Annotated in this window: 15 protein-coding genes; 11 read left to right on the top strand and 4 right to left on the bottom strand. The window is 71.0% G+C overall.

All coding sequences use genetic code 11. The features are described from left to right. Positions 1-120 precede the first annotated feature (120 nt). The 3 genes from ACWD12_RS35105 (at position 121) to ACWD12_RS35115 (ending at position 5,111) form a co-directional block, all read left to right on the top strand. Complete coding sequence (locus tag ACWD12_RS35105) at positions 121-1,947, top strand: SpoIIE family protein phosphatase (RefSeq protein WP_450102989.1); 1,827 nt, start codon at positions 121-123, stop codon at positions 1,945-1,947. A gap of 243 nt (positions 1,948-2,190) precedes the next feature. Continuing rightward, a complete protein-coding gene (locus ACWD12_RS35110) occupies positions 2,191-3,756 on the top strand; it encodes an RNA polymerase sigma factor (protein WP_358364170.1) in 1,566 nt (521 codons plus the stop codon). A gap of 404 nt (positions 3,757-4,160) precedes the next feature. Continuing rightward, a complete protein-coding gene (locus tag ACWD12_RS35115) occupies positions 4,161-5,111 on the top strand; it encodes a S1 family peptidase (RefSeq protein ID WP_450102990.1) in 951 nt (316 codons plus the stop codon). Positions 5,112-5,392: 281 nt separating this feature from the next. On the opposite strand, the gene ACWD12_RS35120 is transcribed toward ACWD12_RS35115, so the two are convergent. Beyond that, positions 5,393-5,623: a DUF7455 domain-containing protein gene (locus ACWD12_RS35120; protein WP_358354152.1), complete on the bottom strand. Its 231-nt coding sequence runs from the start codon at positions 5,621-5,623 to the stop codon at positions 5,393-5,395. Between the two features lie 433 nt (positions 5,624-6,056). Here ACWD12_RS35120 and ACWD12_RS35125 point away from each other — a divergent pair, with 433 nt between their 5' ends. From ACWD12_RS35125 to ACWD12_RS35135, 3 genes are all read left to right on the top strand, one after another. Beyond that, positions 6,057-8,168, top strand: a complete 2,112-nt coding sequence (locus ACWD12_RS35125) for a DNA gyrase/topoisomerase IV subunit B (protein WP_450102991.1) — start codon at positions 6,057-6,059, stop codon at positions 8,166-8,168. Positions 8,169-8,472: 304 nt separating this feature from the next. Continuing rightward, positions 8,473-8,886, top strand: coding sequence for a DUF485 domain-containing protein (locus ACWD12_RS35130; protein WP_358354154.1), 414 nt, complete (start codon positions 8,473-8,475; stop codon positions 8,884-8,886). Between the two features lie 44 nt (positions 8,887-8,930). Then, a complete protein-coding gene (locus ACWD12_RS35135; RefSeq protein WP_450103001.1) occupies positions 8,931-10,505 on the top strand; it encodes a solute symporter family protein in 1,575 nt (524 codons plus the stop codon). Positions 10,506-10,593: 88 nt separating this feature from the next. Here ACWD12_RS35135 and ACWD12_RS35140 read toward each other — a convergent pair whose 3' ends face one another. Beyond that, a complete protein-coding gene (locus tag ACWD12_RS35140; protein ID WP_450102992.1) occupies positions 10,594-11,499 on the bottom strand; it encodes a sucrase ferredoxin in 906 nt (301 codons plus the stop codon). Positions 11,500-11,672: 173 nt separating this feature from the next. Between ACWD12_RS35140 and ACWD12_RS35145 the strand changes: the two genes are divergently transcribed. Continuing rightward, entirely contained in the window at positions 11,673-12,152 is a 480-nt protein-coding gene (locus tag ACWD12_RS35145; RefSeq protein WP_450102993.1) for an HD domain-containing protein, read from the top strand. Positions 12,153-12,260: 108 nt separating this feature from the next. On the opposite strand, the gene ACWD12_RS35150 is transcribed toward ACWD12_RS35145, so the two are convergent. Continuing rightward, on the bottom strand, positions 12,261-14,726 hold the full coding sequence (locus ACWD12_RS35150) for a DNA gyrase/topoisomerase IV subunit A (protein WP_450102994.1): 2,466 nt from the start codon (positions 14,724-14,726) through the stop codon (positions 12,261-12,263). A gap of 200 nt (positions 14,727-14,926) precedes the next feature. On the opposite strand from ACWD12_RS35150, the gene ACWD12_RS35155 reads away from it, so the two are divergent. The 4 genes from ACWD12_RS35155 (at position 14,927) to ACWD12_RS35170 (ending at position 20,647) form a co-directional block, all read left to right on the top strand. Beyond that, on the top strand, positions 14,927-15,172 hold the full coding sequence (locus ACWD12_RS35155) for a DUF2630 family protein (RefSeq protein WP_358354162.1): 246 nt from the start codon (positions 14,927-14,929) through the stop codon (positions 15,170-15,172). 167 nt (positions 15,173-15,339) lie between these two features. Beyond that, on the top strand, positions 15,340-16,680 hold the full coding sequence (locus tag ACWD12_RS35160) for a M16 family metallopeptidase (protein WP_450102995.1): 1,341 nt from the start codon (positions 15,340-15,342) through the stop codon (positions 16,678-16,680). After that, complete coding sequence (locus ACWD12_RS35165; RefSeq protein WP_450102996.1) at positions 16,680-18,041, top strand: M16 family metallopeptidase; 1,362 nt, start codon at positions 16,680-16,682, stop codon at positions 18,039-18,041. The genes ACWD12_RS35160 and ACWD12_RS35165 overlap by 1 nt, the downstream gene beginning before the upstream one ends. 167 nt (positions 18,042-18,208) lie before the next feature. Beyond that, positions 18,209-20,647, top strand: a complete 2,439-nt coding sequence (locus ACWD12_RS35170) for an HAD-IC family P-type ATPase (protein WP_450102997.1) — start codon at positions 18,209-18,211, stop codon at positions 20,645-20,647. Positions 20,648-20,700: 53 nt separating this feature from the next. Here the strand turns inward: ACWD12_RS35170 and ACWD12_RS35175 are convergent, their stop codons facing one another. Continuing rightward, the gene (locus ACWD12_RS35175; protein ID WP_450102998.1) at positions 20,701-20,928 is read right to left on the bottom strand and encodes a hypothetical protein; all 228 of its coding nucleotides are present in this window, start codon (positions 20,926-20,928) and stop codon (positions 20,701-20,703) included. Between the last annotated feature and the right edge of the window lie 1,776 nt (positions 20,929-22,704).

Here is a 22,704-nt window from a genome sequence, read left to right on the forward strand (position 1 = left end):
GTCACGCCAAATCACTCCCGGTAAGGCGGGGGACGTGATTACCCTCGATGTCCGACGCGTTTTCGGACCGGTCCAGCACGGCGTCCGGGCGGACCGAGACGACAGGTGGGGAATGACGCAGTGACCGACGACATGGTGCGCGACGGCCCGTCCGCGGCGGCCGAGGCGCTCGCCGGCGCGATGCTCGACGCGCTTTGCGGCGACTCCTCGGTGGCGTTCGCCCTCTACGGCCGCGACCTGCGGTACCTGCGGGTGAGCGAGGCGCTCGCCCGCATCAACCGCCTTCCGGTCGCCGACCATATCGGGCGCCGGCCAAGCGAGTTACTCCCTGCGGGGCTTGCCTCGAAGGTCGAGAAGACCATCGCGATGGTCTTCGGCCACGCGGAGGGGTACGCCGAGTCCGACGTCGTCCTCGCGCCGCCCGAGTGGCCGGAAACGCGCCACCTGGAGTCCCGTTGGGTGCCCGTACGCGACCCCGGCGGCTCGGTGCGCGCGGTCCTGGCGGTTGTCTCCGACGTCACCGAGAACCGGCACCGCGAGGAACTGCTGTGGTCGAGCCAGTGGCGTACCTCGCGCCTCCAGTTGATGACCGCGCGCCTGGCCGGTGCGCTCACCGTCTCCGAGGTCGACACGGCCGTCGCCGAACTCGCCCGCAGCATCGACGCGATGGACTCCGACCTGTACCTCGTCGACGACGTGGCACCGGTGTTCCCGTGGCCCAACGTGCCGCCCGCCCGGTCGTCGCGCCGCATGCGCGTCATCCCCGCGGAGTGGCCCGACGCGCTCATGCGCGCGGTACGCGAGGGCGTCCCGGTGTACGCCGGGCCCGCCCCGGACACCGGCGCCGGCTCCGCGCCCCGCTCCGCGCCCGATTCGGATCCCGTGCCCGACGCCGTCCCTGCCTCCACCTCAGCCTCCACCGCCTCCGCCGCCACCGCCGCCGCCTCCGGCAGCACGGCGCAGGAGCAGGACTCGGCAACCGTGCCCGGCATGCGCGCCCGCCCCGACGTGCCGCCCGGCGAACGCGCGTGGGTGGTCCTGCCGCTGCTCGGCTCCGGAACACCGCTGGGAGCCATCCGCTTCACCTTCCGCGACGCCCGCGTCTTCGACCCCGGCGACCGGGTGTTCCTGGAGGCGTTCGCCGGCCAGTGCGCGCTGGCCGTCGAGCGGTCGCGGCTCTACGAGCGCGAGCACCGTACCGCCGTGGAACTCCAGCGCAGCCTGTTGCCCGACCGCCTCCCGGACGTCGACGGCGTCGAGTTCGACTACCGCTACCTGCCCGGCGCCCCGGACTTCGAGGTGGGCGGCGACTGGTACGACGTGTTCCGGATCCCCGGAGGCCGCGTCGCGATCGTCGTCGGCGACGTGATCGGCAAGGGCCTGACCGCCGCGGCCGGCATGGGCCGGGTACGCGCCGCCCTGCGCGCCCTCGCGTTCACCGACCCCGACCCGGTGGCCGTGCTGACCGGCCTGGACCGGCTCTTCACCGCCACCGAGGACGACGAATCGCTCACCACGCTCATCTACGGTGTCATCGACCCGGAAACGGGCACTCTCGAATTGGCCGACGCCGGGCACCTACCGGTACTGATCATCACGGCGGACGGCAAGGCGAGGCTGGTGGACGAAGGGAAGGCGTCGACCCCGCTGGGGGTCGCGGAGCCGCGTACCAAGAACCGCATGCGGCTCGGCCCCGGGGATGTCCTGGTCGGTTTCTCGGACGGGCTGATCGAGAACCGGGCGCGCGGCATCGGCCAGGGGCTGGACCTGATCCTCGACGTCGCCAGGTCCGACGCGACGAGAGTCGCGATGGGAGGCGTGGGAGGTTTGGAACCACTGCTGTCGAGCATCCTGGAACGTCTGCTGGACGGTCAGGACCGGGACGACGACGTGACGATCCTCGGGGTCCGCATCGTCGGGCCGCCGGGTCCTCGAGGGCTGATGTGACGCCCTCTCGAGGGCCGATGTGACGCCCGCCACCGAGGGGACGCGTAACACTTCGCCGTCCAGCCCGATGAGTACGAAGGTGGCAGCCGTTCAGGAATACCGGCAAGTGTCAGAATGCTGTGTTGGAAAGCACAGTCGCCGACACGGCCGGGCGTCCTGCACCACTGCCCCCGCCTGAGTGTCGTTCGCCAGGCGGCGACCGACTGGCTCCTATGTCGAACGCCGTCCAGATCCGTCGAGAGGTTGTTTGTGTCGGCCAGCACATCCCGTTCGCTCCCCCCCGAGATCGCCGATTTCGTCAACGTGAAGGCGTTGATCGAGCGGGGTGAGGCTCAGGGGTCCATCGCCAGCGACGAGATTCGCCAGGCGTTCGAGGCCGACCAGATCCCGGCCACCCAGTGGAAGAACGTCCTACGCAGCCTCAACCAGGTCCTTGACCAGGAGGGTGTGGACATCGTGGTTAATGCCGCCGATTCTGCGGCTCCCAAGCGCACCCGTAAGAGCGTGGCGGCGAAGAGCACCGCCAAGCGCACGTCCACCAAGACCGTCGTCTCCGGTGCAGCGGCACGCCCCGCCGCACCGGCCGCCGCCCCCGCGGCTGCGGAGGACGAGGTCGCCGAGCCGGCGAAGGCCGCCGCCAAGGCACCCGCAAAGAAGGCCGCGGCGAAGAAGACCGCCGAGGCACCCGCGAAGAAGACGGCGGCCAAGAAGACGGCCGCCAAGAAGACCGCGTCCAAGGACGGCGAGCCCGAGCTCGACGCCGAGGAGCTGACGGACGAGCTCGAGGGCCCGCCCGGCGACCCCGCGGCGGACACGCCCGAGGACGAGAACACCCAGGGCTTCGTCCTGTCCGACGACGACGAGGACGACGCCCCCGCACAACAGGTCGCCGTGGCGGGTGCGACCGCGGACCCGGTCAAGGACTACCTCAAGCAGATCGGCAAGGTGCCGCTCCTCAACGCGGAGCAGGAGGTCGAGCTCGCCAAGCGCATCGAGGCCGGCCTGTTCGCCGAGGACAAGCTCAACTCCGGCGAGAAGCTGGCTCCGAAGCTCAAGATCGAGCTGGAGATCATCGCCGAGGACGGCCGCCGCGCCAAGAACCACCTGCTCGAGGCGAACCTCCGCCTGGTGGTGTCGCTCGCCAAGCGCTACACCGGCCGCGGCATGCTGTTCCTGGACCTGATCCAGGAGGGCAACCTCGGTCTGATCCGCGCGGTCGAGAAGTTCGACTACACCAAGGGCTACAAGTTCTCGACGTACGCCACGTGGTGGATCCGCCAGGCCATCACGCGCGCCATGGCCGACCAGGCGCGGACCATCCGCATCCCGGTCCACATGGTCGAGGTCATCAACAAGCTGGCCCGCGTGCAGCGCCAGATGCTCCAGGACCTGGGCCGCGAGCCCACCCCGGAGGAGCTGGCCAAGGAACTCGACATGACCCCGGAGAAGGTCATCGAGGTCCAGAAGTACGGCCGCGAGCCGATCTCGCTGCACACCCCGCTCGGCGAGGACGGCGATAGCGAGTTCGGCGACCTCATCGAGGACTCCGAGGCGGTCGTCCCGGCCGACGCGGTCAGCTTCACGCTCCTCCAGGAGCAGCTGCACTCGGTCCTCGACACGCTCTCCGAGCGTGAGGCGGGCGTCGTGTCTATGCGGTTCGGCCTCACCGACGGCCAGCCGAAGACACTGGACGAGATCGGCAAGGTGTACGGGGTCACCCGTGAGCGCATCCGCCAGATCGAGTCCAAGACGATGTCGAAGCTGCGGCACCCGTCGCGGTCCCAGGTTCTGCGCGACTACCTGGACTGACGGCCGGTCGGCGGCCCGGCACGACGCCGGGCGGTCGGTCTGATGGCAAGCCCGGCCGAGAGCCGGACTGACAACTGGTTGCGGAGGCTGTCCGCAACGTACGCAAAGTACGCAACGCGTAGGGGCCCGGAGGCACAACCGCCTCCGGGCCCCTACGCGTTCCCCACCCGCGGACCTGCCCCGACCGCGCTGCGCGCGAGGGCCGCGCGGGCACCTTGCGCGAACCGACGCGGGTCGGCCCCAGGAAGGGCCGTCGGGGCCGCGAAGGGCGCCGTGTGCCCTCGATGTTCACCCGTTCGGGCGACGGTGGCAGGCACCGGTTGCAGCGCCGCCATGATCGACGTTCCCTGAAAGTAATGGATCGAGGACACAGCGTGTTCGGCCAGGTGAGGACGGAGGCTGCGGTGACGAGTACGGGGACGGCAGGTTCGACGGGTACGGGCGGGTTCGGAGACACGGGCGGGTGCCGCCGTGCGGCCGGGCCGCCGCACGGCGGATTGAGGCGTACGGCGGCCAAGGCCCTCGCGGCCGGCACCGCCGCGCTGCTCGCGGCCTTCGGGGCGCTGGTGGTGCAAGGCGGCCCGGTGGTCGCGGCCGAGAGTGTGCCGCAAGGCCCGCCGAGGGTCGTCGTGGGCGGTTCGCCCGCCGACGCGGCGGCGCATCCGTGGATGGTGGCTCTGTCGAGCCGGACGATGTACGGCACGGCGCGCTCCGGCCAGTTCTGCGGGGGTGCGCTGATCGCCCCCGACCGCGTGCTGACGGCCGCGCACTGCCTTTTCGAGCCTGACGGGCAGCCGGCGCAGCGGCCCGACTTCTCGGTGATCCAGGCGCGGACCGACCTGCGGACCACCGCCGGCCGGGAGGCGCGCGTGGCGTCGTGGTACGCGAACCCGGGCTTCGACCTGGCCCGCATCGACAAGGACTGGGCGGTGCTGAAGCTCGCCGAGCCGCTGCCGGGCCCGGTGCTGACGCTGGTCGGCGCGCAGGAGAACGTCTACGCCGCGGACACGCCGGCGACGGTGCTCGGCTGGGGTGACACCACCGGCAACGGCGACTACTCGCCGGTGCTGCGGCAGGTGACGGTCCCGGTGACCACGGACGCGACGTGCCGGACCGCCTATCCGGGCGGGGTCTGGGGGACGTACAACGCCGCCACGATGGTGTGTGCGGGGCTGCGGCAGGGCGGCAAGGACGCGTGCAGCGCGGACAGCGGCGGGCCGTTGCTGATCGGCGGGCGGCTGGCCGGGATCGTCTCGTGGGGCGACGGCTGCGCCCAGCCCCGTAAGCCCGGGGTCTACACGCGGGTCGCCGCGTTCACGGACGACATCCTTGAAGCGGCCGGTATGAGCCCCTGACCCGGGTCAGGCGGCAGGAGCGGCGCTCGCGCGGGCCCTGGCCCGCCGGGCGGCCGCCCGGCATCGACTTAGCGGTATCGACTGGGCGGCACCGTGGTGCCGATCCGGTGGCGGCCAGGTGTCGTGTGAGCGAACTCACGCGGCACGGACCGCCGGACGTGTTGCGTGTGTGACTTCAGAGACCACGGTGGCGGCCACCTTGGGTGGCCGCCACCGCTGCGATCCTCAGGGGACGCACGTATCGGGTCTCGTCGGGTTGTCGAAGGGGTGTTGTCTCAGGGTCAGCGCTCGTCTTCGGCCACGGTGGCCCGAGGCGCCGTCAAGCGGTCGGTCTCATCCTGTATTTCGACGGCGACCTTGCGCAGCTCGGGCTCGAACTTGCGTGCGTGGTGAGCACAGAACAGCAGCTCTCCGCCGCTGGCCAGAACCACCCGGAGGTATGCCTGTGCGCCGCACCGGTCACAACGGTCGGCGGCCGTCAACGGACTGGCGGGAGTCAGAACCGAATTCACGTCGCCTCTTCTCTACTCGACGAGGACTGCATCGATGTTCACAACATCAAACCAGCCTCGAACGTTCCCGGGGGTGATCGTGTCATGTTCGACCCCGGTTGGGCACACCCCATTTTCCCTTAGTTCGTACGAGCGTCCTTCCCGGATGTCTGTGTCGTCTGTCTCTGTGCATAAGGACGTGCCCCGGCGTGCGGTGGTTCATGCCATCACTCGATCGCGCGATCGAATGAATGTTCGAGCATCGGGTAGGCTCTAGCGGCGAGCCGCCGCCGAGCGGTCACCGCGCCCCGGTAGCCTGTGCTCCGGCGCCGCGCAGGTGATCACCGGGGGACAAGGCCCGACGGCCGCAGTTGAACCCCGGTCGCACCCCGGTGCCGCCGACAACTGCACCGGAACACCCGACGCACCCAACGACTCAGGGGAGTTGCACCGCGTGACCGCCCAGACGACTGCGCAGTCGACCGCGCTGCTGGCGGGCGAGCCCGACCACTCGAACTACACGGCACGCCACCTCCTGGTCCTCGAGGGACTGGACGCGGTACGCAAACGGCCCGGCATGTACATCGGCTCCACCGACAGCCGCGGCCTCATGCATTGCCTGTGGGAGATCATCGACAACTCGGTCGACGAGGCGCTCGCCGGCTACGGCACCCGCATTGACGTGGTACTTCACCAGGACGGATCGGTCGAGGTACGCGACGGCGGGCGGGGTATCCCGGTCGACGTCGAGCCCAAGACGGGCATGTCCGGCGTCGAGGTCGTGATGACCAAACTGCACGCCGGCGGCAAGTTCGGCGGCGGTTCGTACGCTGCCTCCGGCGGCCTCCACGGCGTCGGCGCCTCGGTCGTGAACGCCCTGTCCGCCCGCCTCGACGTCGAGGTGGACCGCAGCGGGGCAACACACAGCGTGAGCTTCCGGCGGGGTACGCCGGGCCAGTTCACCGGCGAAGGGCCCGACGCCAAGTTCACCGTGGGCGCCGGTCTGCGCAAGGTCGGAAAGGTCCCGCGCACCCGCAGCGGCACCCGGGTCCGTTACTGGGCCGACCGGCAGATCTTCCTCAAGGAAGCCCGGCTGGACCTCGAACTGCTGCACAATCGCGCGCGGCAGACCGCATTTCTGGTCCCCGGACTGACCCTCGTTGTTCGCGATGAGCGAAATTCCGATGCGGTCGACGAGCAGACGTTCCACTACTCGGGCGGCATCAGCGAGTTCTGCGAATTTCTCGCGCCGGACCGGCCGATTTGCGACGTTATCCGCATCAGCGGCGAGGGCACCTTCAAGGAGACCGTGCCCGTCCTGGACGACCAGGGCCACATGGTGCCCACCGAGGTCCAGCGCGAACTGGGCGTCGACGTGGCACTGCGCTGGGGCACCGGCTACGACACCACGGTGCGGTCGTTCGTCAACATCATCGCTACGCCCAAGGGCGGCACCCATGTCGCCGGGTTCGAGCAGGCCCTGCGCAAGACCGTCAACGACGCGCTGCGCGGCGCCAAGCTGCTGCGGGTGTCCGAGGACGACATCACCAAGGACGACGCCCTGGAGGGGCTCACGGCGGTCGTCACGGTGCGGCTCGCGGAGCCGCAGTTCGAGGGCCAGACCAAGGAGGTGCTGGGCACCTCGGCGGCCACGCGTATCGTGACCAACGTGGTCTCGCGCGAGCTCAAGGCGTTCCTGACCACGAGCAACCGGGCCCACAAGGCGCAGGCCCGCGCGGTGCTGGAGAAGGCCGTCTCCGCCGCGCGCACCCGGATCGCGGCACGTCAGCACAAGGACGCGCAGCGCCGCAAAACCGCGCTGGAGACGTCGGCCCTGCCGGCCAAGCTGGCCGACTGCCGCAGCGACGACGTGGACCGCAGCGAGCTGTTCATCGTCGAGGGCGACTCGGCGCTGGGCACCGCGAAGCTCGCGCGCGACTCGGAGTACCAGGCGCTCCTGCCGATCCGCGGCAAGATCCTGAACGTCCAGAAGGCATCCGTCTCGGACATGCTCAAGAACACCGAGTGCGCGGCGATCATCCAGGTCATAGGGGCGGGTTCGGGCCGGACGTTCGACATCGACCAGGCCCGCTACGGCAAGATCATCTTCATGGCGGACGCCGACGTCGACGGCTCGCACATCCGCACGCTGCTGCTCACGCTGTTCCAGCGGTACATGCGTCCGATGATCGAGGCGGGCCGCGTGTTCGCCGCGGTCCCGCCGCTGCACCGCATCGAGCTCTCCAATCCCAAGAAGGGCCAGGAGAAGTACCACTACACGTACTCCGACAACGAGATGAAGCAGACCCTGCTGGAGTTCCAGCGCAAGGGGGTCCGCTTCAAGGAGCCCGTGCAGCGGTACAAGGGCCTCGGCGAGATGGACGCCGACCAGCTTGCGGAGACCACGATGGACCCGCGGCGCCGCACTCTGCGGCGCATCAACCTCGCCGACCTCGAGGCCGCCGAGCGCGTCTTCGACCTGCTGATGGGCAACGAGGTGGCGCCCCGCAAGGAGTTCATCACCAACTCGGCGGCGCTGCTCGACCGTTCGCGCATCGACACCTGAGCGTCCCGGACCGGTCGCCGAAGGGCGGCGGGGGCGCGCAACGCACCGGCAACGGTCGGCGAAACGATCGGAATCGGACGTCCGAAACAGGGCCCGGAACCACATGGTTCCGGGCCCTTTGGCACGCTCTGGCCGGGAACCGGCAAATCTCGCCACGCATTTCATCCGATCGTGTGAATCGGATGCAGGGCGCGCTCCGGCCGGGCGCCGACTGTCCATGCTGAAGTCCGGCCCTCCCCGACGACTCCCGAGTGTGCGACGCGCACGACCCGGCGGGGGAGGCCACCGGACGAGGAGAGTTTTCGTGACCACCAGTTCGTACCGCGACTCCGAGTACGGGCGGGCACAGGACCGGGGCCCCGTCCCGGTCGCGCGCACGGGGCGCCACGCACGAACCCCCGACACGCGGGAGGACGTCTACCTTCAGGTGCAGGCGAGCCCCGAGTTCCAGGAGATCCGCCGCCGCTACCGCGACTTCGTCTTCCCCATGTCGGCGCTGTTCCTGGCCTGGTACCTGGCGTACGTCCTCGCCTCCACCATGGCCCGCGACCTGATGGCGCGCCGCCTGGTCGGCGAGTTCAACGTCGCTCTCGCGTTCGGGCTCGCCCAGTTCGCGTCCACGTTCCTGATCACGTGGCTGTACGCACGCAACGCGGTGCGCAAGCGCGACCGCGCCGCGCTGAACCTGCGCTGGGACACCCAGGAGCGCTTCCGGTGATCGCCGCGAGCGACCTGGCCTCGGCGGCCGGGGACGACCACCGCATGCTCACCGTCGGCCTGTTCCTCGGGTTCGTCGCCATCACGCTCGGCATCACGATCTGGGCGAGCCGGCACAGCCGTACGGCCAACGACTTCTACGCGGGCGGGCGCGAGTTCTCCGGTGCGCAGAACGGCCTCGCCATCGCGGGCGACTACATGTCGGCGGCGTCGTTCCTGGGCATCGCCGGCCTCATCTCGCTGGTGGGCTACGACGGGTTCCTGTACTCGATCGGCTTCCTGGTCGCCTGGCTGGTCGTCCTGATGCTGGTGGCCGAACTCGTCCGCAACTGCGGCCGCTACACGATGGCCGACGTCCTCGCCTTCCGTATGAGCCAGCGCCCGGTGCGCACCGCCGCGGGCGCGTCCTCGATCGTCGTCTCGATCTTCTACCTGCTCGCCCAGATGGTCGGCGCGGGCTCGCTGGTCGCGCTGCTCCTCGGCGACGCGAACGGCTCGGCGCGGACGCTCACCATCATCGCCGTCGGCGGCCTGATGATCGTGTACGTGACGTTCGGCGGCATGAAGGGCACGACCTGGATCCAGATAGTCAAGGCCGCGCTGCTCATGGCGGGCGCGGTGACCCTGACGGTGCTCGTGCTGCTGCGCTTCGACGGAAACGTCAATGCGATGCTGCACACCGCGGCCCAGACCAGCGGGCACGGCGAGGCGTTCCTGCAGCCGGGGCTCCAGTACGGCAGCTCGCTGACCAGCCGCATCGACTTCATCAGCCTCGCGCTCGCACTCGTGCTGGGGACCGCGGGGCTGCCGCACATCCTGGTGCGGTTCTACACCGTGCCCACCGCGCGGGCCGCGCGCCGGTCGGTCATGTGGGCGATCGGCCTGATCGGCGCGTTCTACCTCATGACGATCGTGCTGGGCTTCGGCGCCGCCGCGATCCTCGGCTCCGACGCCATCAGGTCGTCCAACGCCGCGGGCAACACCGCGCTGCCGCTGCTGGCCGAGGAACTGGGCGGGGGCGGCGACTCGATCGGCGGCGTCGTGCTGCTGGCGGTGATCGCGGCGGTGGCGTTCGCGACGATCCTCGCGGTCGTCGCGGGGCTGACGCTGGCGTCCTCGTCGTCCGCCGCGCACGACCTCTACGCCGCGGTCATCCACAAGGGCCGGGCGAGCGAGAAGGAGGAACTGGCGGCGGCACGGCTGTCCGCGATCGTGATCGGCGCGGTCGCCATCGCGCTGAGCCTGACCGCGCAGAAGCTCAACGTCGCGTTCCTGGTCGCCCTGGCGTTCGCCGTCGCGGCCTCGGCGAACCTGCCGACGATCCTGTTCACGCTGTTCTGGCGCCGCTTCAACACCCGCGGCACGGTGTGGGCGATCTACGGCGGACTCGTCTCGTCGGTGGTCCTGGTGATCTTCTCGCCGGTCGTGTCCGGCGGCCCCAACCCGCTCGTGACGGGCGTCGACTTCCACTGGTTCCCGCTGGCCAACCCGGGCATCGTCTCGATCCCGATCGGCTTCCTGGCGGGCTGGATCGGCACGTTGCGGTCCAAGGAGGAGCCCGACGACTCGAAGTTCGCGGAGATGGAGGTCCGTTCCCTGACCGGCGCCGGCGCGTACTGACGGGGCGCAAGGTCACGCGGCGCGCGGCAAAGCGGCATGCGGCAAGGCAGCAGGGGCATGGCAGTGCGCGGCATCGGTACGCGCGGCGCTAGTGCGCCGGCATCACCAGGCGCGGGCGCATGCTCAGCGGGTTGAGCAGCCCCTTGCCGCAGCTCTCCGGCCGCTCAGGCTCCTCGGCGTGGGCCGTCACCTCGACGGTCCACGTCCGGCCGTCCACGTGGTCCACGCGTACGGTCCACACGCCGTCGGCGTGCTCCTCCGGCTCGGCGACGGCCAGGACGTCGGCGGTGTGCTCGACCGCCTCCTCGCGCACCGCGAGCTCCGCCGCCTGGGCGGGACGCGACCACGTCGAGCGGCCCCGGCAGCCGGCCACGAGCATCAGGCCGGTACGCGCGGCGTCGAGGGCCGCGACGGCCCCGTCGGCGTCGAGGCGGCCGTACACGTACCCGTCCGGCAGCACGACGGCGGTCGGGGCGAAGCGGTGGCCGCCCAGGTGGGTGGCCTCCCAGACCGAGCCCGGCACACGCCCGGCCAACGCGTCGGCGAGCGGGCGCCCGGCCGTCGCGCAGCAGCGGTCGCGCTTGCCGTTGGTGCACACCAGGACCAGGGGCTCGTCGAACGGGACGCCGATCTCCGGTTCCGCGGCACCCGCAAGCGCCGCGAAGTCCAGCGCGAGAAGGTCCTCGACGGAGTCGACGGAGAGCCTGCGCATCCAGGTGTTGCCGGGCTCGGTCCAGGCCAGGAACACGGTGCGGGACGCGCCCGGCACGTCCGCGGTACGGCCCGGTGTCCGGATCAGCGTGGCCCGGAGCCCCGCCGCGGCGGCCCGGCGCTCGACGATGCCGCCGATCTCCGGGTCGATGCCCCGACTGCCGGTCAGGGCCTTGGCCGCCCAGGGACCGGGGTGCTCGATCAGGAGCCAGCCGCGCGCGGTCGGCGCCGTCCCGGCCATCGGCTCGGCGTACGTGCTGGACAGAACAGAGCAGGTCTCCACGGATGTGTACCGTACATGGTCAACTTTTCGGACGGAGCGGCCGCTGGGCGGGTATCCGGTCGGTTGCCGGTGGCATTTCCGGATCTTTGCGGATCAACCGCTCCGCCCGGGCCGGAATGATCGCGGCGGGCTACGGTTGGGAGCAGTAACCGAGACCGGGGGAGCGCACCGGCATGGCAGACCAGACGTCCGGGACACCGGCCTTCGCCCTCGACGACGCGGTGGCGATTGCCCGCCGGGCGCACGAGGGCCAACTCGACAAGGGCGGCAAGCCGTACATCACCCACCCGCTGCGCGTCATGCGCGCCGTCGAGGCCGAGGGCGAGTGGCACCAGATGGCCGCCGTCCTGCACGACGTCATCGAGGACACCGACGTCACCGCCGCTGACCTGCACGGGGCCGGCTGTCCGAACCCTGTCGTGGCGGCCGTGATCGCGTTGTCCAAACTGCCGGGCGAACCGCTTGAGGCCGGCATGGCCCGGGCCGCGGCCGATCCGATCGCCCTCGTCGTCAAACGTGCCGACATCGCCGACAACTGCTCCGAAGCACGCCTCGGCCAGCTCGACGAAGTCACCCAGACCCGCCTGCGTGCCAAGTACGCCCTCTCGGTGGCCCTCCTGGAGCAGTACGCCGAGCAGTACGCCCCGCACTGAGCGCGTCGACAACCCCAAGAGCACCACGCACCCGCAGCAGCCGGCCACAACGGTTCGGGGGTGGCTGACGTCTCGTCAGCCACCCCCGACTTGTCGCGCGTACGTCCGTCAGGGCGCCGGCGGTCCCGCCACCACTGCCACCGGCTTGGCCAGCGGGGACCCGGAGCCGTCCCGGCGGCGGTCCACTTCCGGGAGGTCGACGGGGGTGCCGTTGGCGTTCGCCGCGCGGAGGGGGGTAGGGCCTGCCCAGGCCAGGGCCAGCGCGGTCTCGCCCTTGAGGAAGCGCTGGCAGCGCACCCCGCCGGTGGCGCGTCCCTTGCGCGGGTACTCGTTGAACGGGGTGACCTTGGCGGTGCCGTGCTCGGCGCCGAACAACGCGTCGCCGCTGTACGCCGCGACCGTGACCACGAGGGCGTCCGCTCCCGGGTCGACCGCGGTGAACGAGATGACCGAGTGGCCTTCGGCCAGCTTGATGCCGGCCATGCCGCCCGCCGGGCGGCCCTGGGGGCGTACCAGCGAGGCGGGGAAGCGCAGCAGCTGGGCGTCGTCGGTGATGAAGACGAGGTCCTCGTCGCCGGTGCGCAGCTCGACGGCGCCCACGATACGGTCGCCGTCCTTGAGCGCGATGACCTCCAACTCGTCCTTGTTCGAGGGGTAGTCGGGGGTGACGCGCTTGACGACGCCCTGGGCCGTGCCCAGGGCCAGGCCCGGGGAGTCGGTCGCGAGGGAGGTCAGGCAGACCACCTTCTCGTCGCCCTCGAGGGTGACGAACTCGCTGATCGGCGCGCCGCCCGAGAGGTTCGGGGCGACGCTGCTCGGCGGCAGCGAGGGCAGGTCGACGACGTTGACGCGCAGCAGGCGGCCGGTGTCCGTGACCACGCCGATCTCGGCGCGCACGGTCGCGGCGATGCCGGAGACCACCACGTCGTGCTTGTGCCGCGCGCCCTCGGTGGCCAGCGGGTCGGCCCCGGGGGTACGCGCGAGCAGTCCGGTCGACGACAGCAGCACGTGGCAGGGGTCGTCCGTCACCTCGAGCGGCACCGCCGCGGTCGGCGAGCCCGCCGACTCCAGGAGCACGGTGCGCCGCGGCGTCCCGTACTTCTTGGCCACCGCGGCCAGTTCGTCCGAGACGATCTTGCGGAGCCGCTGGTCCGAGTTGAGGATCTCGGTCAGCTCGTCGATCTCCGCCTGGAGCCTGTCGCGTTCGGCCTCCAGTTCGATGCGGTCGAAGCGGGTCAGGCGGCGCAGCGGCGTGTCGAGGATGTAGGTCGCCTGGATGTCGGAGAGCGAGAACGTCTCCATCAGGCGTTCCTTGGCCTGCGCGGCGTTGTCGCTGGCCCGGATCAGCTCGATGACACGGTCGATGTCGATGAGCGCGACGAGCAGGCCCTCGACCAGGTGCAGGCGCTCCTGGCGCTTGCGGCGCCGGAACTCGCTGCGCCGGCGTACCACCTCGAAGCGGTGGTCGAGGTAGACCTCGAGGAGTTCGCGCAGGCCGAGGGTGAGTGGTTGCCCGTCGACGAGCGCGACGTTGTTGATGCCGAAGGTCTCTTCCATCGGCGTCAGCTTGTAGAGCTGTTCGAGGATCGCCTCGGGGTTGAAGCCGTTCTTGACCTCGATGACCAGGCGCAGCCCGTGCGCGCGGTCGGTGAGGTCCTTGAGGTCCGCGATGCCCTGCAGCTTCTTGGACTGCACGAGCTCCTTGACCTTGGCGATCACCTTCTCCGGGCCGACGTTGTACGGCAGTTCGGTGACGACGATGCCCTTGCGGCGCGGCGTGACGTTCTCGACCGTCGCGGTGGCGCGGATCTTGAACGTGCCGCGGCCCGTCTCGTATGCGTCGCGTACGCCGCCGAGCCCGACGATGCGGCCGCCGGTGGGCAGGTCCGGGCCCGGGATGTGCTTCATGAGGTCGTCGAGGGTGGCGTGCGGCCGGCGGATCAGCTCGCGTGCGGCGGCGATGACCTCGGTGAGGTTGTGCGGCGGCATGTTGGTCGCCATGCCGACCGCGATGCCGGAGGTGCCGTTGACCAGGAGGTTCGGGAACGACGCGGGCAGGACCTGCGGTTCGCGCTCCTGGCCGTCGTAGTTGGGGCCGAAGTCGACGGTGTCCTCGTCGATCGACTCCACCATGAGCATGGCGGCGGGGGACAGGCGGCACTCGGTGTACCGCATGGCGGCGGGCGGGTCGTCGTTGCCGAGGGAGCCGAAGTTCCCGTGGCCGTCGACCATCGGGAGCCGCATCGAGAACGGCTGGGCCATGCGGACCAGCGCGTCGTAGATGGCGCTGTCGCCGTGCGGGTGCAGGCGTCCCATGACTTCGCCCACGACGCGCGCGCACTTCACGAAGCCGCGGTCGGGGCGCAGGCCCATCTCGTTGGCCTGGTAGAGGATGCGCCGGTGGACCGGCTTGAGTCCGTCGCGTGCGTCGGGCAGAGCGCGCGAGTAGATGACCGAGTACGCGTACTCCAGGAACGAGCCCTGCATCTCGTCGACGACATCGATGTCGAGGATGCGTTCCTCGAAGTCGTCGGGCTGGTCCTGGCCAGGCGTCTTCGTGCTGCGGCGGGCCATACTGCGGCGGGCTCCTTAGGCTTGGGGCGGACGCGCCCCATTGTGTCCCCCCGGTAGGACATGCGAGTGCAGCGACCCGACGCCGGGCGGGGGATCGTCCGGGTTTGCGGGCGTTCTTCGCGCCGGGTGAGGTATGAGGGCCACGCTAACGGGGAATGGGCCGGTGTTCGCCGCACTTACGCGAGGCACGGAGGGCTGCCATGGACGACCCGCAGATCCTGGACCGCATCCGCTCGATGGTCGACACCGAGCACGCGCTGCGCGACCAGTTGGCACAGGGGAAGATCACGGCCGAGGAGGAGCAGCAACTGCTGCACGCCATCGAGGTCGAGCTCGACCAGTGCTGGGATTTGCTGCGGCAGCGCCGGGCGCGCCGCGACGCACGCGAGGACCCGGCGGCCGCCGCGGTGCGTCCCGCCCGCGAGGTCGAGGGCTACCAGCAGTAGGCGGTCGCGGGGCGGTCGCGCGGTTTGTTCCCGGCTTCGCCCGCCGCGAACGCCGGCTTCGCCGCCCCGGGTCGGGTGCTTTCCGTCAGTAAGGTTGCGTGCAGGCCGCCGATGCGGCCGCTCGTGGTGTGGGGCCGCGAGGCGCCGGCGGAGAGGACTGATGGGGCATGGCTGGTCTGGCCGAGACGTTCACGGCGACCGAGCACCGGCTCGCCAACGGGTTGCGGGTCGTGTTGTCCGAGGACCACATCGACCCGGTGGCCGCCGTGTGCCTGTGGTACGACGTGGGTTCGCGGCACGAACAGCCCGGCCGCACCGGGTTGGCGCACCTGTTCGAGCACCTGATGTTCCAGGGTTCGGCCAACGTGCACGGCAACCAGCACTTCGAGTTCGTGCAGTCGGCGGGCGGCTCGCTCAACGGCACCACGAGCTTCGAGCGCACCAACTACTTCGAGACCATGCCGGCCCACCAGGTCGAGCTCGCGCTGTGGCTGGAGGCGGACCGCATGGGCGGCCTGCTGGAGGCGCTGACGCAGGAGAGCCTCGACAACCAGCGCGACGTGGTGAAGAACGAGCGCCGCCAGCGCTACGACAACGTGCCGTACGGCACCGCGTGGGAGCGCCTGGTGGCGATGGCGTTCCCGGCCGGGCACCCGTACCACCACATGCCGATCGGTTCGATGGCCGACCTCGACGCGACGACGCTCGAGGACTGCCGGGAGTTCTTCCGCACCTACTACGCGCCCAACAACGCGGTGCTCGCGGTGGTCGGCGACATCGACCCCGCACAGACGCTCGCCTGGGTCGAGAAGTACTTCGGCACGATCCCCGCGCACGACGGCAAGCCGGTCCCGGCCGACGGCACGCTGCCGCCGGTGATCGGCAGCGAGGTTCGCGAGACGGTGTACGAGGACGTGCCGTCGCGTTCGCTGATGGCCGCGTACCGGCTGCCCGTCGACGGCGCCCGCGAGGCCGACGCCGCCGACCTGGCGCTGACCGTGCTGGGCGAGGGCGAGAGCTCGCGGCTCAACACGCGCCTGGTGCGCCGCGACGAACTGGCGGTGTACGCCGGGTTCGGCATCATGCGGCTCGTCGGCGCGCCGTCGGTCGCGCTGCTGGACGTGAAGGCGTCCGGTGACGCGGAGGTCGAGGCGGTGGACGCCGCGGTCAACGAGGAGTTGGCGCGCTTCGCCGCCGAGGGCCCGACGCCGGCCGAACTGGAGCGGGCACAGGCGCAGATCGAGCGCGGCTGGCTCGACCGAATGGCGACGGTCGGCGGCCGCGCCGACGAACTGTGCCGGTACGCCACGCTGTTCGGCGACGCGTCGCTCGCGTTCAGCGCATTGGACCGGGTCCTGGACATCACCGGCGAGGAGGTCCGCGCGGTCGCCGCCGAGCGCCTCCTGCCGGAGAACCGCGCGGTGCTGGTCTACGAGCTGCCTGCCGAGGACTCCGACGACGGCAGCGACACCACCGACACCGACGACGCCGAGGGGCAGGCCGCCTGATGACCCAGACCACGATGGTGTTCCACCCCCGCCCCGGCGCCGGTCCGGAGAAGCCCTGGACCTTCCCCGCGCCCGACCGCACGCGCCTGGCCAACGGGCTGTCGGTACTGCGCGTGCACCGCCCCGGGCAGCGTGTCGTCGCCGTCGAGCTGCTGCTCGACGCACCGCTCGACGCGGAGCCGGAGGGCATCGACGGCGTCGCCACGATCATGGCCCGCGCGCTGAGCGAGGGCACCGACACGATGGACGCCGAGACGTTCGCCGCCGAATTGGAGCGCTGCGGCGCCACGATGGACGCCGGCGCGGACCATGCGGGCGTGCAGGTCGCGCTGGACGTCCCGGCGTCCCGCCTGGAGCGCGCGCTCGGCCTGATGGCCGACGCGGTGCGCGCGCCCGCGTTCCCGGCCGACGAGGTCGACCGGCTGGTGCGCCAACGCCTCGACGAGATCGTGCACGAACTGGCCAGCCCCGCCCGCCGGGCCGCGATCGCGCTGTACGGCGAGTTGTTCGACGCGGGCGCGCGTATCTCGCGGCCGCGAGCCGGCACCGCCGAGAGCGTCGCGCGGGTCGACCGTGCGGCGGTCGCGGACTTCTTCGCCGCTCACGTGCGCCCCGCCACGGCGACCGTCGTCGTGGTCGGCGACCTGGACGGCGTCGACCTCGACGGCATCCTCGACCGCACGCTCGGCCGGTGGACCGGCAGCGACGCCCCGCCGACCGAGGTCGCGGCCGCACGGGCCGACGACGCGGCGCGCGTGGTGATCGTGCACCGCGCCGGCAGCGTGCAGACCCAGGTGCTCGCCGGGCGTCTCGGCCCGGACCGGCACGACGCGGTGTGGCCGTCGCTCAGCATCGGGACGTACTGCCTGGGCGGCACGCTGACGTCGCGGCTGGACCGGGTGCTGCGCGAGGAGAAGGGCTACACGTACGGCATCCGCGCGCTCAACCAGTCGCTGCGCTCCGGCGCGCTGCTGGCGATCACCGGCTCGGTCGAGACGGATGTGACCGGGCCCGCGCTGGCCGACATGGTGGCGGTGCTCAAGACGCTGGCCGCCGAGGGGCTGACCGACGACGAGCGCGACGCCGCGGTGCAGAACCTCGTCGGTGTCGCCCCGCTCAAGTACCAGACGTCCCGCTCGGTCGCCGACTCGCTCGCCGACGTCGTCGCGCAGCGGCTCCCGGACGACTACCTGCCGGGGCTGTACGCGCGGCTCGGTGCGGTCGCGACCGCGGACGCCTCGGACGCCGCGGTGGCCGGCTTCGACCCGGAGCGCCTGGTGATCGTGCTGGTCGGCGACGCGTCGCAGATCCGTGAGCCGGTCGAGGCACTCGGCCTCGGGCCGGTCACCGTGATCGAGTAGGCACGGCCCGCTCGACCACTCCGGACAAACTCCTGGCAAAGTAGTCCCCAAGGATGACTTGGGTGCGCCTCCGCCGTCGCCCGTACGGCGGAGGCGCTCTGCTACCCGGGCATGAACGTCAACCCCGGCTTGTACGCCGCCCTTTCCAGCCGCATACGGTGAGGTCCATGACGCAGGAGACGACAACCGACGACGTGGCCGGCCGCGTGCTCGACGACAGGCGCGGACTGTCCGCCGCCGATGTCGCCGAACGCGTCGCGCGCGGTGCGGTGAACGACGTACCCGTACGCTCCAGCCGGTCGACCGGCGAGATCGTCCGCTCCAACGTCTTCACCCGGTTCAACGCGATCATCGGCGTGCTCTTCGTCATCATCCTGGTCGTCGGACCGATCCAGGACGGCCTGTTCGGCTTCGTCATCATCGCCAACACCGGCATCGGCATCATCCAGGAGATGCGCGCCAAGCGGACCCTGGACCGGCTGGCGGTGATCGGCGAGGCCAAGCCGAGGGTGCGCCGCGACGGCGTGGCGGTCGGCGTCTCCTCGCACGAGATCGTCCTCGACGACGTCATCGAACTGGGGTCCGGCGACAAAGCGGTGGTCGACGGCATCGTCACCGAGGCGGCGGGCCTGGAGATCGACGAGTCGCTGCTCACCGGCGAGGCCGACCCGGTGCTCAAGCAGCCCGGCGACCCGGTCATGTCCGGGTCGTTCGTGGTGGCCGGGTCCGGTGCGTTCCGGGCCACCCGGGTCGGCAAGGACGCGTACGCCGCCCAGCTCATGGAGGAGGCGTCGCGCTTCACGCTCGTCGCGTCCGAACTGCGCGGCGGCATCAGCACGATCCTCAAGTACGTCACCTGGGTCCTGATCCCGGCCGCGATCGCGCTGGTCATCAGCCAGTACCGGATCAACGACGACGACGTTCCCGAGGCGATCCGCCGCATGGTCGCGGGCGTGGTGCCGATGGTCCCCGAGGGTCTGGTGCTGCTGACCTCGCTCGCCTTCGCGGTCGGCGTCATCCGCCTCGGCCGCCGCCAGTGCCTCGTGCAGGAGCTGCCCGCGATCGAGGGCCTGGCCCGCGTCGACGTCGTGTGCCTGGACAAGACCGGCACACTGACCGAGGGCGGCATGAACGTCACCGAGGTCCGCGCGCTGGACCCGTCGCTGCCGGTACGCGAGGCGCTCGGCGCGCTGGGCACCACCGACCCGCGCCCCAACGCGAGCCTCCAGGCGATCATCGAGGAGTGCGACGCGCCCTCGACGTGGACCGAGGACGCCACGATCCCGTTCTCCTCGGCCCGCAAGTACTCCGGTGCGACGTTCGTGGTCGACGGCGCGCGTCAGTCGTGGCTGCTGGGCGCGCCCGAGGTGCTGGCCCGACCCGGCGACCCGATCCTCGCCGAGGCGGAGGACCTGGGCTCGCACGGACTGCGCGTCCTGCTGCTGGTCCGCACCGACGAGCCGGTCGAGGACCTGACCGCGCCCTACAACCCGCTGCACGGGCACCCCGCGGCGCTGGTCGTGCTGGAGCAGCGGCTGCGCCACGACGCGGCCGACACCCTCGCGTACTTCGCCGCCCAGGGGGTGGCCACCAAGGTCATCTCCGGCGACAACGCCGTCTCGGTGGGCGCGGTCGCGGCCAAGCTCGGCATCCCCGGTGCCGAGCACCCGGTGGACGCGCGCACGCTGCCCGAGGACCGCGACGCGATGGCCGACATCCTGGAGAAGAACACCGTCTTCGGCCGCGTGACCCCGCAGCAGAAGCGCGACATGGTCGGCGCGCTCCAGTCGCGTGGCCACACCGTGGCGATGACCGGCGACGGCGTCAACGACGTGCTGGCTCTCAAGGACGCCGACATCGGCGTCGCGATGGGCTCCGGCAGCGAGGCAGCGCGCGGTGTCGCGCAGATCGTGCTGCTCAACAACAGCTTCTCGGCGCTGCCGTCGGTGGTGGGCGAGGGCCGCCGCGTCATCGGCAACATCGAGCGCGTCTCGAACCTGTTCCTGACCAAGACGTCGTACGCGGTACTGCTGGCGATCCTCGTCGTGATCGTCAACGTGCCGTACCCGTTCCTGCCGCGCCACCTTACGCTGCTGGCCTGGTTCACGATCGGCACGCCCGCGTTCTTCCTGGCCCTGGCCCCCAACAAGGAGCGGGCGAGGCCGGGCTTCGTGAACCGGGTGCTGCGCACGGCGGGGCCGGCCGGGTTCATCGCCGGTACGGCGTGCTTCACGTCGTACCTCATCGCCCGCGACTACTACGGCGGTACCGAGGCCACCCGCAGCGCCGAGACGTCCATCGCGACCCTCACGCTGTTCCTGGTCGCCTTGTGGGTCCTCGCGATCATCGCCCGGCCCTACACCCTGTGGCGCATCGCGCTCGTCCTGACCATGGCCCTGGGCTTCGCCCTGGTGATCAGCGTCCCGGCCTTCCAGAAGTTCTTCGACCTCAAGCTGGTCGGCACCGAGATGCCCTGGACCGCCGTCGGCATCGCCGTGGTCGCGGCCCTGCTCATCGAGATCGTCTGGCGCTGGATCGGCAGGCGCTGGCCCGCCGTGGAGGACGCGGCCGCCCCCAAGGCGACGGCCGGTCTCCCCGCGGCATAAGCGGTCCCTCGCGGCGCTCGCCTAGGCGCTGAACAGGCGGACGACGGCACCGCTCAGGTTGAGCGCGCGGCCGCCCACCGGTTCGTGAATTCGTCGATGTTCCCGCCGAGGGTCGCCACGACCAGCTCGGTCTGCGGGAGGCGGGGAAGCCGTGGTCCACGCAGGACGCGCAGCACGGTCTCGGTGCTCATGCCGCCCGCGGCCCGCCGGGCGACGATCGCCGCCGGGGGTTCCCCGGCCGCGGCGTGCAGTTCGGCCATGGCGCCGAAGAACCGCTCCACCGGGCCGGACCCGCGGCTGCGGGACCCGTCGCCCGGGAGGCCGGATCGCGCGTTTCGGCTTGTTCCATTCGGCGCGGGCGCGCAGCCACGTCTGGTGCAGCAGCCACGGATCGGCGCCGCAGGACAGGGCAAGTTGCCGCGTGACGGGCCACGAGGGGACGCCGCGCTCGGCGAGCACCCGCTTGAGGTACGAGTGCGAGATCTCGGATCGGGCGGCGAGTTCCCGGGGCGCGGTCCCGGACGACGTGACCATGTCCGCCAAGAGGAGGGCGAACGCACGGACGACGGGCGGGCCGGGCCAGGTCGCATCCTGGGCCGCGGCCGTCTCCTGGAGGTCGCGGACGGTCCCCAGCCGTCGTTCGGCGCCCGCATAGCGCTTGCGGGCCACGGCGGGAGTCAGCGAGAGCGAGTTGGCGACCACGGTCCAGGGCAGGCCCTCGCGTCGGGCGCGGACGACGCAGGCCTCCACCAGGCGCTCCGCATGCGCCGTGAGCTCGGCCGCTTCGCGCAGCAGCGCCGGATCCGGGCCCGTCGCGTGGCGGAGCCGGAACCGGAGGTGCGCGACCATGCGGAATGTCTGCGGCCCGAACCACCTGGTGAACTCGTCCGCGGGGGGGGCTGCCCCGGGTCGCTTTCCGCTGACCTCGACTTCCGGTACGCCGCGCTCCGGCACCCGCCGCCGCAATACCGCCGCGGGCGCCCGCGCGAAACGGCGCGACCTCGGATTTCCGTGCCGCAATGGCAACACGTTGCAATTTCTGCCGGTGTTTCGTCGGTCACCGCCTCGCGGAGGGCGGCTCCCCGGAATATCGTGTCGCGATATGGTCGTATTCGAATTTCGTGACAATGCCACGCGCGTCGCGTCCCGCCCGGCACAGGAATATGTCGACAGGCCACGGGCCCCGCGCGTTGCCGCCACGACTGTGCAGGACACGGTCCCATTCGTGGCGGCGCGTGGGCCACGTGCTTCGGAGCGCGGGGCTGACGCGATGTCGACAACGCCGGCTACGGGCACGCGGGGAGCCCGCGCCCGACGGCGTTTTCCGGCCGGTGCGTCCGGGCCTGCGATAGCAGTGACCTGTGGCGCCGTGGGGCGTGACCTATCTACGCTCGGCGCGTTGTGCCTGGTGTGCTCGGGCAGGCCCGAGCACATCGGAACGGTCGGTGGACTGGTCAATTGGGACCTCGGGTTCTGTTTGTGGGAATTCGGACACACCGGCTGGTCGGGTAGCCCCCGGGAGAATGGATTGGTAGCCCTGATCCCGGGGGACTACGGCTAGAGATTACTCGCGTGGGAGCCACCGAGCGGATATCTGGGGCTGGAAGGCAACGCCTCGCCCGGGATTTTCCCTGTTGATCAAGCGTGATCGCATGATCGGTCCCGAGGGGCCGCGAATTAGGCGTGTCCCGGTGGAATTCCCAAGGCAATGTGATCGTTATCCGTGACGGCATGAACCGTTGGACGGAGAATCGCCAAAATGTCGCGATCGACAGGCGATGAATCTGCCCTTTGTCGCGATGGTCGGTCTTGGGTGGCGATAGCGGGGGTGGCGCGGTGACGGCTGAACGCGCGCCGGTCTCTCAGACACCGGGCTCCGGCCCGGCCGGATCATGCGGGCCTGGTCAAAACGGTGAGGCCACACCACCTCGGAGGAGGCGATGTGGCCAGCCGCGGGGGGGGGGGCCGGGGGGGGCGCCTGGGGGGCGAGGGGCGGGGGGGGGGGGCGCCGGGCCCGGGGGGGGGGGGCCCCCGCCGGGGGGTGGCCCCGGGCCCCC

The sequence above is a fragment of the Streptodolium elevatio genome (genome assembly GCF_053592165.1).

Coding starts and splice junctions, on each gene's coding strand:
- ACWD12_RS35135 (WP_450103001.1), top strand. CDS start 8,931: ATGCTCACCGTCGGCCTGTTCCTCGGGTTCGTCGCCATCACGCTCGGC.
- ACWD12_RS35145 (WP_450102993.1), top strand. CDS start 11,673: ATGGCAGACCAGACGTCCGGGACACCGGCCTTCGCCCTCGACGACGCG.
- ACWD12_RS35150 (WP_450102994.1), bottom strand. CDS start 14,726: ATGGCCCGCCGCAGCACGAAGACGCCTGGCCAGGACCAGCCCGACGAC.
- ACWD12_RS35155 (WP_358354162.1), top strand. CDS start 14,927: ATGGACGACCCGCAGATCCTGGACCGCATCCGCTCGATGGTCGACACC.
- ACWD12_RS35160 (WP_450102995.1), top strand. CDS start 15,340: ATGGCTGGTCTGGCCGAGACGTTCACGGCGACCGAGCACCGGCTCGCC.
- ACWD12_RS35165 (WP_450102996.1), top strand. CDS start 16,680: ATGACCCAGACCACGATGGTGTTCCACCCCCGCCCCGGCGCCGGTCCG.
- ACWD12_RS35170 (WP_450102997.1), top strand. CDS start 18,209: ATGACGCAGGAGACGACAACCGACGACGTGGCCGGCCGCGTGCTCGAC.